At 48.1% G+C, this 12,124-nt stretch carries 9 protein-coding genes; 5 read left to right on the top strand and 4 right to left on the bottom strand.

Annotated features, from left to right (window positions below; all coding sequences use genetic code 11):
• The first annotated feature begins 341 nt into the window (after nt 1-341).
• The 5 genes from KJS65_RS05295 (at nt 342) to KJS65_RS05275 (ending at nt 8,266) form a co-directional block, all read left to right on the top strand.
• Complete coding sequence (locus tag KJS65_RS05295) at nt 342-1,517, top strand: DUF6385 domain-containing protein (protein WP_244864384.1); 1,176 nt, start codon at nt 342-344, stop codon at nt 1,515-1,517.
• A gap of 113 nt (nt 1,518-1,630) precedes the next feature.
• On the top strand, nt 1,631-3,670 hold the full coding sequence (locus KJS65_RS05290) for a glycosyltransferase (protein WP_213648886.1): 2,040 nt from the start codon (nt 1,631-1,633) through the stop codon (nt 3,668-3,670).
• Nucleotides 3,621-5,231 (top strand): glycosyltransferase family 2 protein, encoded by a 1,611-nt coding sequence (locus tag KJS65_RS05285; RefSeq protein WP_213648885.1) that lies wholly within the window; start codon nt 3,621-3,623, stop codon nt 5,229-5,231. Before KJS65_RS05290 ends, KJS65_RS05285 begins: the two co-directional genes overlap by 50 nt.
• Before the next feature lie 14 nt (nt 5,232-5,245).
• The gene (locus KJS65_RS05280; protein ID WP_213648884.1) at nt 5,246-7,183 is read left to right on the top strand and encodes a glycosyltransferase; all 1,938 of its coding nucleotides are present in this window, start codon (nt 5,246-5,248) and stop codon (nt 7,181-7,183) included.
• A 24-nt stretch (nt 7,184-7,207) separates the two neighbouring features.
• Nucleotides 7,208-8,266 carry a glycosyltransferase gene (locus KJS65_RS05275; RefSeq protein ID WP_213648883.1) on the top strand — a complete coding sequence of 353 codons (1,059 nt, stop codon included), beginning with the start codon at nt 7,208-7,210 and terminating at the stop codon, nt 8,264-8,266.
• A 36-nt stretch (nt 8,267-8,302) separates the two neighbouring features.
• Here the strand turns inward: KJS65_RS05275 and KJS65_RS05270 are convergent, their stop codons facing one another.
• The 4 genes from KJS65_RS05270 to KJS65_RS05255 are packed head-to-tail and all read right to left on the bottom strand — an operon-like array spanning nt 8,303 to nt 12,113.
• Nucleotides 8,303-9,070 (bottom strand): class I SAM-dependent methyltransferase, encoded by a 768-nt coding sequence (locus KJS65_RS05270; RefSeq protein WP_244864383.1) that lies wholly within the window; start codon nt 9,068-9,070, stop codon nt 8,303-8,305.
• Nucleotides 9,071-9,077: 7 nt separating this feature from the next.
• On the bottom strand, nt 9,078-10,208 hold the full coding sequence (locus KJS65_RS05265) for a glycosyltransferase family 4 protein (protein WP_213648882.1): 1,131 nt from the start codon (nt 10,206-10,208) through the stop codon (nt 9,078-9,080).
• Complete coding sequence (locus tag KJS65_RS05260) at nt 10,205-10,945, bottom strand: glycosyltransferase (RefSeq protein WP_213648881.1); 741 nt, start codon at nt 10,943-10,945, stop codon at nt 10,205-10,207. The genes KJS65_RS05265 and KJS65_RS05260 overlap by 4 nt, the downstream gene beginning before the upstream one ends.
• Nucleotides 10,929-12,113 carry a tetratricopeptide repeat protein gene (locus tag KJS65_RS05255; RefSeq protein ID WP_213648880.1) on the bottom strand — a complete coding sequence of 395 codons (1,185 nt, stop codon included), beginning with the start codon at nt 12,111-12,113 and terminating at the stop codon, nt 10,929-10,931. The genes KJS65_RS05260 and KJS65_RS05255 overlap by 17 nt, the downstream gene beginning before the upstream one ends.
• Nucleotides 12,114-12,124: the final 11 nt, after the last annotated feature.

Below are 12,124 nucleotides of genomic sequence, written 5' to 3'. Positions count from 1 at the left end.
AATTGGACGTTCATTTCCCCATGAAAAAGGCCGAGAAAAGGAAGCTTCCCCCGACCGTAATTTGTTCATTTCATAGATTAGAATACCTATTATGATAGCATACAACACCCATTGTTTCAACGCTCGCGCATGGTTAGAACGTTCCTTAAAATATCACATCTGCGTGCACATGCCGTTTCTCTTAAAGTCATCAAGCCATATCATATCAGAAGACATTCTAAGTAAGGAGGCTTAATGCGGCGCATACCTAACCGAACACATAAATAGCTGACGTATTCTTTAAACCGAACGGAATTCAAACAATCGAAAGATTTCCTATTTTGAAATAAAGGAGTGATTATATGCCAAACTACAGTATTTTCCAAAATGACCCGAACAATTTGCGTATGCTTATTTACGGTCGTGACGCCACTAACACCAGCCACGTTGTCGCCACAGATACGGCAGGCAACCTCACTACCATCATTCTTGGTGGTACGATCACCAGTGTACTGGGCACAACCATTACGGCAGGTACTCTGTCTTCTGCAGGTACCGTGACCGACATCTTAAACGGTACGATCACCAGCGTGCTCGGCGCCACCATTACAGCGGGTACCCTCTCCTCCGCAGGTACCGTGACCGACATCTTAAACGGTACGATCACCAGCGTGCTCGGCGCCACCATTACGGCGGGTACTCTCTCCTCAGCGGGTACCGTGACCGACATTTTAAACGGTACGATCACCAGCGTGCTCGGCGCCACCATTACAGCAGGTACTCTCTCCTCCGCGGGTACCGTGACCGACATCTTAAACGGTACGATCACCAGCGTGCTCGGCGCCACCATTACAGCGGGTACTCTCTCCTCCGCAGGTACGGTCACCGACATCTTAAACGGTACGATCACCAGCGTGCTCGGCGCCACCATTACAGCGGGTACTCTCTCCTCCGCAGGTACGGTCACCGACATTTTAAACGGTACGATCACCAGCGTGCTCGGCGCCACCATTACGGCGGGTACTCTCTCCTCCGCGGGTACCGTGACCGACATCTTAAACGGTACGATCACCAGCGTGCTCGGCGCCACCATTACGGCAGGTACCCTGTCTTCTGCTGGTACCATAACCAACATCCTGAACGGTACAATCACAGCCGTGCTCGGAACGACGATTACTGCGGGTACCTTGAGCAGTATTACCTCTATATCACAAAAGAGCTTTGTCGAGCAGCCTGACATCGGTATCACAACAGCCGATGCTTTGACACCGCTCCCTGCTGTTACAACAAGCGTCCTTGGCGTGTATTCTTTCTTCGTGCACAATAGCGGTGCCAATCCGGTAAATACTCAAATCGAAATCAGTGCCGATGGTACAAATTATTATGTGGATACAACCGGAGATAATCCGTTAGCAGCGGGTTCCGTGGATGTGCTGGTACCTGCACGTTTCCTTAAATACACCCGTGTGTCCTATCAATCAGCTTCAGCAGGCCTGCCATCCACGATCAATGTCATCCTCAATGCCCAAGGAACTTAAAGCTTCTTCTATTAATACAATATAAAATGGGATGATGCATCATCCTGTGAAGATTGGCTGAGGAGTATACGGGTCACCGTATACTCCTCCTTCAAGAAGGAGGAAAACAAACGATGTCCACAATTGGCATCCATCTGATCGTTAAGGATGAATCTGAAATCATTCATAATTGTCTAAATTCCGTTAAGCTTGCGGATGAAATCATCGTGGTTGATACGGGATCACAAGATGATACCATCCATATTGCCAAACAATATGGCGCCGATGTTATTTCAATGAAATGGCAAAATGATTTCTCAATGGCCAGAAATGAAGCATTGCGTTATGCGACAACAGACTGGATATTGGTCATCGATGCAGATGAAGAACTCCTCACTAGTATGGATGAGATCCGGCTGCTGATCGAAGAAAGCCAAGTCGAAGCCTACGACATCACCATCATAAATCTGTTAAGCCATTCGGAGGAAGATATGTTATATCATCGTTCGCTCCGCCTATTTCGAAACCGCCAGGAATATCAGTTTGAAGGTAAGATCCATGAAGAAATTGAACCTTCCATTCTCCTCTTCTCAGGTAGAGATAAAATCAAAGATTCCGGCATCGAAATGAAACATACGGGATACTTATCCCATAACATATGGAACAAAAACAAACTGGAACGGAATTACCATATACTTATGAATGCTTTGAAGGAAGAACCTGAAAACCCATACTATCTCTATCATCTGGGAATTACACACTGTCAGGGGGGCAATATCCCGGAAGCCAAAAAATACATGCTTCAAGCTAAGCAGCATGCGCCTTCCAACGCTTATTTCCGGCCAACTTTAATTAAAGATCTGGTTAAAATCATGCTGGATCTAAACGAAGCGCAGCAAGCTGGGCTGATATGTCTTCATGAAACCGAACGTTATCCGGACTATGCAGATATTCATTTCCTTCATGGTCAATGTCTGGAGATGCAAGGTCTATGGGAAAGAGCATTCGAAGCTTACCGTAAAGCAGTCGAGTGTACTTCCAGCACCTATGTAACGGAAGCAGGCATAAATAGCTACAAACCCTTAAGTAAAATGGGGGAAATCTCCCTGAAGCTTCAACAACCCGAGGAGGCAGCGCGGCTTTTTTATGAAGCCATTCAGCTCCATCTTTCATATTCCCCTGCAGCCCAAGGTTTGGCAACATCCTTTCACAGACTTCATGCTTCCGATGAAGAGATTAGTAAACTCCTCCTAAAAACAATACAGCCCCGCAACAAGCAACAGTGGAGTATTTTGCTCCGTTCACTCGACTGTATTGGAGCGGATGAGGAAATCATCCGGCTATGCCCTGCCCAGTGGATCACCGAGGATGAAATTAGTACCCTCTATGCATCATCCTTGATTCGTTCGAACAAATTAAAGGAAGCCCATTCCTTCTTTTACCATGCAGCCACTGTGAGCCCTGCATCGAATTCTACACGCGAATTGCTGCATCTGATTACGCAATGGCAGCTTCTGGGTTCTCTAGAACCTCACATCTGGGCATCCATCCATGAACATAAGCGTGAGACGATTGAGTGTATTGATCGTCTTCTCTTCCAATCCTTAGAGGCGGACTCTCAACACGAAACTGCAGATCAGAAAGAAGAAACTCAGCTGATCCACACGCTGATTCAACAATCCGTCTCCATTGGCTTAACGGATCTGGCACGCAGATTGTCTGTTCTGGAAAATATGGGACCTCTCATCTTAGCCAAAGCATTATACAAGGAAGGTTATGTGCTTGAGTCAGCGGATTTGTTTATATCCCTGCTTGAGGTTCAAGCACTCGACGATGAAGGGGCACATATGCTGGCCGAAATTTTATACGACAAGGGCCATTACACAGAAGCGGTACGATTATTCGAAAATATTACGCTAAATGATCCGTCACTCGCTCAAGCTTCCATTGGCGCCGCCATATGTTATTTGCATCTGGCGGCAGATTATCTGGAGCAGGCGCATGCATCATCTCCTGGTGCCGCAACTCTTTTGCAAGAAGCCAGTCAGCTTCGGTCTGCCTTACGTCAGCTGCAAAGATCCGGGTGGCACATGTCTTGGGACGACAGACAAAGGAGATGCATCGATGAGCAAAAACGCAACCGGGATCTCCCTCTGCATGATCGTCCGGAATGAAGCTTCGAACCTTGCCCGCTGCCTGAAAAGCGTTCATAAGGCCGTCGACCAGATCATCGTTGTCGATACAGGCTCCACGGATGATACGGTTCAAATTGCACGCCAGTTCGGAGCACAAGTTCTTCAAATCCCGTGGGAAGGCGATTTTGCCAAAGCCCGGAATGCAGGCATTGAGCTTGCTCGCAGGCCGTGGATTCTATTTATGGACGCTGATGAAGAGCTTGACGCGAATGATATAGCGGAGCTGCATCTGTGCGCCAAGCATATGGAATTCGAAGGTTTTTTCTTGCAGGTGCAAAATCACATCAGCGATCATATCCACTCTGCAACCGCTACCGTCAATCCCCTGCTTCGCATGTTTCGCCGGCGCCCGGAACATCGTTTCCGCGGAAGAATCCATGAACAAATAGCTGCTTCTATCACCGAGCATCGCCCCGCTGCAAAGCTTCACATCACCAATATCAAAATCCATCATTATGGATACAGCAGCGGTATAGTCGCTGCCAAAGATAAAATCCGCAGAAATGTGGAACTGCTCCAGCAAGCATTGCAGACCGAACCCGAGGATCCGTTTCATCATTACAACATGGCCGTGGAATACATGCGGATGAACGAGCATGATTCGGCGCTGCATCATATAAGGCAGGCCAAACAATTCGCTGCGACTGAAATCAGCTACTACCATCTGCTGTTCAAATACGAAGCACGTTGTCTGTTCGCTTTGGGTCATGCAGAGGAAGCCGTGTCTGTATGCAGCATAGGACTTATTCATTATCCAGATTATACAGACCTCCATCATCTGAAGGGCGTTGTTTATCTCTCTTCGGGGCAGTTAATCAAAGCGGAAGGAGCTTTCCTGAAAGCAGTCGAATCCGGTCCAGCTCCCGTGTATTATCATACTGAAACCGGAGCCGGAACTTACCTGTCCACGCTCGGACTAGGTCAAATGTATGAGGATGCCGGAGATGACGCGCAGGCAATTCACTGGTATGCCGAGACCATCAAGCTTGAACCGGGTATGCGCCTGCCCTTGAATAAAATCATCATGTTGATGAAAACAAATCTTCAGGAGCATCTCATCCCTTCTCTTGTGAATGATCATTTCAAAATAAACTCCCCTGAAAAGATGAACGTTATGATCAAGCTGCTCATGGCAAACCGTTGTTATCATGCTGCGTATATGCTGCTTAAGAATTCTCAGATAAATAACGATTCTCCCGAGAACGAACCATTGCTGCTCATTTGCAAACTGCTGTCGGAAGGAACTCAACTTCAGCACTCCGGAGCGTTTATGGAAACTGGTGTGTTGAGTCCAATGAAGCAAATCGAGTTCAGCTATTATTCCGGAAAAACAGAAGACGCGCTGAAATCAGTCGAAGCTCTACTCGCCCCCCTTCATGCCTCCCCCGCTGCTCCCTTTACGGATCAAAAACGGTCTTTCAGCCGCTTGCTGACCTCTTTCACGGAAACTCGTCTGCTTCAGGTTCTGAATGATCAGCCCCATCAATCCGTGATCCGCCGTGCTATCCGTATGCTGCCTTTGTATGAAGAATACGAATAAAGGAGCCGCACATCATGCCGCCCCAAGACATATCCCTTTGTATGATCGTTAAAAATGAAGAGCAGCATCTGGATCGATGCTTGCGTTCCGTACGGGAGCTGGTCTCCGAAATCATTATAGGCGACACGGGTTCCACAGATCATACCCGGTCCATCGCCATGAAATATGGCGCCCGTATTATTGAATTGGAATGGAATAACGATTTTGCTGAGGCTAGAAACCGTGTACTGGATATGGCCACGTTTTCCTGGATTTTAGTTCTTGATGCAGATGAAGAAGCCGATAATTGGGATGCGGATGTGTTGTCTGATATGCTGACGAGTGACGACCGCATTGCAGGCTTTTATATTCCAATAATTAGCTATTACGATACATTTTCCGAAGAAGCCTATTTTACGGATTCCGTGTGCCGGCTATTCCGGAACCATCCTAATCTTCGTTTCCGCGGAGCCATCCATGAAAACGCTGCGGAGAGCATCCTTGAGCTTACACGGCGTCCAATTCCGTATGCTCCATTACAAATCAAGCACTATGGCTACCTACAATCCGAGATTGATCAAAAAAATAAACACTTGCGCAATCTCGAGCTTATTCAGGCCTCCCTACAGAAAGATCCTTTGAATGTACAATTACGGTATGCGCTGGGAACGGAGTATTTTCAGGAAGGCCAATACGAAGAATCACTCAAGCATCTAATACCCGTGTATGAACAGAACCCGGAATCCGGATTTATTTCCGATGTATATTTAAAAGCGGCATATGCCCTGTATATGACAGGACACTATGAATTAGCTGAAGTCATAACTGAACAAGGGATAACAAACTATCCGGGCTTTACGGATTTGCTGGAGCTCAAAGGTATACTGCTCACACAGAAAGAAGCCTACGGCGAAGCATATGACTGGATGCTAAAAGCCTCTGTCCAAGGTAAAGCCAAACCCATGTATTCCTCCACAGCCGGAAGCGGCACATACCGCACTTCATGGCTCTCAGGCAGGCTTTCAGAGAAAATACTGCACCCAGAACGGGCACTTTTTCATTACCAGCATACTTTATTGCATCATCCGGATTATTTGCCGGCTTGGGCTGATGCTCTACATTGCTCCCTCTTATCTGGAAACTCGCGTTCGATGCTGGACTGGATCATTCCCCGTAAAACCTCTATTTTGCAGAAACAACTGGATATCCTTATCCCGGCAGCTTTAAATACAGGCAGTGAGGATTGGCTGGAATTCATCATACAGACACGAGCGCTCTCTGAGCAACGGCAGCTTTGGATTACAATCATGCTACGATATGCGTCAGAGCCAGGCAGCCGCTTATACACGGAACTGCTGGCCTCCTCATCCAGCTGGCCCGAAGACCCCTTCTGGACATCCTATCTATGGTCTGCTGCCTGGAAAGCACAGGACTCGGATGCTGCAGCCCATGTGGAAGAACAACTGCAGTTGATCCATTCGCCGCTTACAACGATACATGCTTATCTCTCTGGCCGAAATCATGAACTCCCTTCCGCAAAAGAACTCGCCTATGCGCTTCAGCTCCTTCTCCAGTGCCGCGCTTACCCGCAGGTTATGCAGCTGCTCACGGCTTTTTATGAACGCTCATCTGCTCCTTCCCTGCCCGCTTCCGTCATTGCAGGTCTGCTGTCTGCGCCTGTTCATGTACTCCATGCTTGGTGCTTGCAGTGGGTACAATCATTTTCGAGTGATAAACAGCGGATCCCTGCTCTAGAGGAAATTCTGCTCTACGCAAGTATTGCACAACAATGTTCGTCTTCCACTTGTCTGGACGCCGCAGCGATGCACCTCGGCAGCTATTCCAACAATACTTACGCGCTGGTCGCCAGAGCAGCCTGTCTGACTGAGAAATTAACACTCCGGTATTCCATTCCTGTCAAATCTGGCATTCGCTTACCGCTGCTGCTCCGAGCTGCTTCCATGCGCCCTTAACTATCCTTTAAGGAGGATCACCTGATGCCGGAACCATTAACGATGCCGCCCATACTGTATCTCCCTTGCTTTGATTACCAGGTACACCGCCAGCGGCCGCAGCAGCTGCTCTATCATTTGAGCCTGCTTAACTTTAACGTCATATATTGTAATGTCACGCAAGACCGCGAACATCCCTTTGTCGTTCTCAACGATCATTTCGCGGTATGCCAGGATGTCGAGGCATTGAACCTCAGTCAGCCTTATGTCATGTGGCTCACGCACGGCCCTTATGTCGATAGCCTCCCAAGCTTTAACACAAGTATGGTCATCTCCGACCTGGCTGACACAACAGAGGAGGAGTTTGCTCCTTTTGCCGTATGGGAGGATCGTAAAATTCAGGCTGCTGACATCGTTCTCTGCGCTTCGCGAATCATTTACGATTCCGCAGCCCCGAAACATCCGCAGGTACATCTGGTCCGCAATGCAGCGGATTACACACATTTTGCCCAAGGAGTCCAGAAAACACCGTTAACGATTCCGGAAGAGAAGGATTGTACGATATGTCGCACAACGGAGCCCGTGATCGGCTTCTGGGGCGCTGTCGCTTCCTGGCTGGACTACTCATTAATCCGAATGCTGGCCGTGGAACGCCCTCAATATACCTTTGTTTTCATCGGTCAGATTACATGTGGTGGACCTGATTCACTTTCTGATCTTCCTAACGTTCATTGGCTGGGAAACAGGGAGTATGAAAGCCTGCCCCTGTATGCAAGCCATTTTGATGCAGCCATTATTCCGTTTGAGGTCCGCAAGGTAACGAGTGCAGCCAATCCAGTCAAAATGTATGAATACATGGCTGCGGGACTGCCCGTGATCAGCACCGATTTACCAGAAGTCAGCATGCAGAAGCATGTCCGAATTGGCCGTTCTCCTGCCCAGTTTCTCAGGCATCTGGATGAAGCGCTTCTTAAAGATCGTACCCCTGAATGGATTCAGGCACGACAAGAGATCGCACGAACGGAAAGCTGGAGCCATCGTGCCGAGTTCATCAAGGAACGCATTATCGAAAAGTTTCTGCAGAAATACGGGAGCTCCGGTTAGAAGGTATTTACCTTCGACCGGAGCTTCATTACGTTTCTAGACAACTTTGCCATGAGTCAGCAGCAGATAGCCTGGAAACAGCCGCTGCTCTTCTATTTCCAGGCTGCTGTACCAGTGCCTCAACCATGCTTTGACACTGCCACCATCCGGAATAAAGTCAATGAAATCCAAACTCTCCAAAAATCCGATTTCCCGCTCTTCAACCGGCTGTATTCCGGCTTTGCTGAATGAATCCTTTAGCGACTCAACAGGCATTTCCACACCATATGGCCATGAACCTGCTTGCTCCGCAAAGGATTTACCCATCCGGTAAGGCAAACAGCCGCTGTATGGGACAAGAACAACGATATGGCCTCCCGGCTTGGTAATACGGGCCATTTCCTGCAGGATATTCACCTTTTCTTCGTTCGAAAAATGCTCCAATACTCCGGCACTCCAGCATACATCATAGGCCTTATCGCCAAGCGGCATGGACCGGATATCAGACTGTATGAATTCAGCATTTCTATTTTTGAGCCTAAATGCGAGCTTCGACTGTTCCAGTGCCTGCAGCGCGTAATCGACCAGCGTAACCTCCGCACCTTCAATGGCCAATCGGAGTGAGATTTTACCTGTACCAGATCCGGCCTCAATCATTCTTTTTCCATCAAACGGGCCGGTTGTCTCCAGCAGCGCGTTCATCACCAGCTCACTTAAAGGATCCCAGCGGTAGGACACATCTTTACTCCACAGCCTTTCCCAAATATGCTTCTGGCCTTCCTCATGGTCTCTTCCGATCGTTTCTGCATTCCTTTTCATGTCCATGAGCGCCTCAAACCTCCAGTCCCAGATAGGAGCCCAATATTTCTTTCCACTTCTCTCTCCAAATGCGGATATCAAACGCCCGGGCGACGGCCCTCGCATTGGCTCCAACATAATGACGCAGCTCGGAATTCTCCACCAAGGCTGCAATGGACTGATACAACTCCTCTTCGGTAGGGGACACACAAAAACCGTTATATCCATCAATGATGAGATCATTTAACCCGCCAACATTCCCTGCTACAACCGGCAGACCGCAGCTCATGGCTTCAAGACAAGAGTAAGAGGTCCCTTCGGAAAAAATGGTTGGAATCACCGCAATATCCGCTTTCTGATAAGCTTCATTCATCTCTTGAAAGGTATAACTCCGGTGAGTGATCCGCTCCTGGTAAGGACTGCTGTCCATCCACTGACGAAACGCTTTCGTTATCAGATTGCTCTCAACGACCTCTCCGGCAAACTCAAAATGGACCTGAGGGTAATTTCGCAGCAGCCGGTCTGCTACCAGCATCATCGGGATGATCCCTCTCTCAAGACTGATGCGCCGCGGAAAGACGATGCGGATTTGGTCTTCATGCTCCTCAAGCCCCCTCCACTTTGCCCCAGGTGTAAACCATACGGTATCCACTGCATTAGGAAGCAGCATAATTTGGTCCGGGTCAGGATATTGGCAAACCGCTCGGCAAAAGGTCAGAAAGTGGGAATCTACCGATACGATTTTTTTCAAATACCCGAGAGCGTGCTGAATATTTCGACCGACCGCGGCTTTGTGTTCAGCCGATGCTGCATGATAGTCCCAATTGATTCCATGGCATATCCCTAGACTGCCTGATTGATATTCTACAGCCTCCCAAATAAAACTGGAGTATATGAGCGGGCCCTTCGCCTCCACAGTCATCCGGTTAAACACCTCAATGCTGTCTTCTTGACTGCAGTGATAGCCATGCACACGGACCGGTCCGATTTCCTTCTCGAAATCACCGCAATAAGAGAGCTGATGTATGACAGGCTTTCGTCCCAGCGCTGCGATAATCCCGCATATTTCATGCAAATAACGCTCCAATCCTCCGCCGTATATACGATTAATATTGCCGTTGTATGCATCGACAAAGCTGTGGGTTAATATGCCGACTTCATTCATACGTCTTCCTCTCTCCACTCCACAAGCGTCGGATGTTTATCCAAAATGGATTGATACTGCTGTAAATCTCCCCAAATCCCTTCCGGATCACGCTGCATATATCGTTCAAATTTCTCCTCAAGCTGCTCGCGGCTGATGGCCCATCCATAATGTTTAACGCGCAGTTCCGCCAGAAATCCGGGGAGTGCGGCATAGCTTAGAGGAAGCCGCGGGACATGATGATCCATTTTCGGATAAAAATAATAATAGCCAGGTATGTACCTGACAAGTGTACGAGTGTGCCGGCGGTGTATCTGCCAGTGCTCATCTTCCCGGAAATGGGTTGTACCTCCCCAAAAGTCAAACAGGCGAAAGCCTACCCAGTCAAACTGATCCTGATCCATCAGATCCCTCATATAAGCTTTGGCTTTGTCCTCATATATTTCATCCGCATCTACGGATAATATCCAGTCCGGATCCGTTGAGCATGCAAGCTCCCAGAGCTGTTTGCGCAGCAGCCACTCCCTGTCAAAATGTGATTTTGTCAGCGTTAGCAGATGAGCAACCTTGGGAAATCCCCGGCATATTTTAACGGTTTGATCCGTGCTGGCATCATCCACGATCACGATGTCATCCACAAAGCTGCTCAGATCCTCCAGGACCTGCTCCAGCATTCTTCCCTCTTCATTACGTACCTGCATGATCGCAGTGAGCTTGTTGCCTTTCGTTTTGCGCAGTTTCTTAAGATCCAGATCCATGATTCACTCTCTCCTTCAACCGGTGACATGCCTGCTCGAGCAAATCCGTTTCAGCGAAGGATATCAAAATATTCCAATCCTGAACCGATGCTCGCAGCAGCTCCGATACCGCCTCATGTTTCCGGCCGCGCGTCCATAATAAAATGGCTCTGACTTGCTCTCTGGAAATTCCATTTTCATATAGTAATTGATATCGGTCCATCACTTTCAACGCCTTCTCCCACATCCATTGCTCCAAATACATATCTGCGAGAAAATGAGCGGCAGCCTCGGAATCATCCCTTTCAGCAGCTTCTTCTGCTCTTCTGTAGTCTTCATTTACGCGGTAAAGCTCAGCTTTTAAGAGCTCCAGACGTTCTTCGGCAGCCCAACGCTCCATCCTCGCCAGCGTTTCTTTCTCATGCGGCAGTACCGCCGTAATTGCATACGTATATACCGCCCGTTCTATCTCCCCTTGCTGAATCTCAATAGCTGAAAAGAAACGGTAATGTGAATGCAGCGTTCCGTTATGTTCTCTGAGAAGCATCATCTCAAAGGATTCCTGAAGTGCTTGGGCCGCTCCCGTTTCCCCAAGAAAATACCAATAAGATGCCAGCAGGTAGCTGATCGTCTCATGCGGTCCCATCTGACGATATAACCGGGAATACAATTGTATTCTTTGCTCCCACTGCCTTCTCATTAATTCGTCCAATGGATTTCCCTGCACCACATGTTCTACAAATAAATGAAGCAGAGCATGATTCTCTTCCGTGTCCTCATGATCTCCGTCCCACCAGTACAGATTTCTTCTCCGCAAGGATTGTTCCAGATATGTCTTTTCAGAAAGAGTTATCACTAGATCCGACGCCTCTGCCAATAAGCCGCTGTACTTATTCCAGATTTGTTGATCTTCTTCTACCGGACAATCGTCCATAATAAAAAGCACCTTGCTGAATCCGCCGCCAAGTGCCTGTTGAATCCAGAAAGGTGAACATACGATAGCAATATATTCGCTGCCCCCATTAACCTCCCACATGTCCGTATTCATGAAGGTATAATCACACTCTTCATTTTCATGCTCCGGCTTATTGCCTATAAAAATAAATGTTTCACCATCAGGTACATGCTTTAGCATCTCTTTATATGCAAAGCTCTTCCAAGGCAGATTACCCAAAATCACGTATTTCATAGGGTCACTCC

Source organism: Paenibacillus sp. J23TS9 (genome assembly GCF_018403225.1).
Lineage (GTDB): Bacteria > Bacillota > Bacilli > Paenibacillales > Paenibacillaceae > Paenibacillus_AQ.
This window is presented reverse-complemented; position numbering and strand designations above follow the sequence as displayed.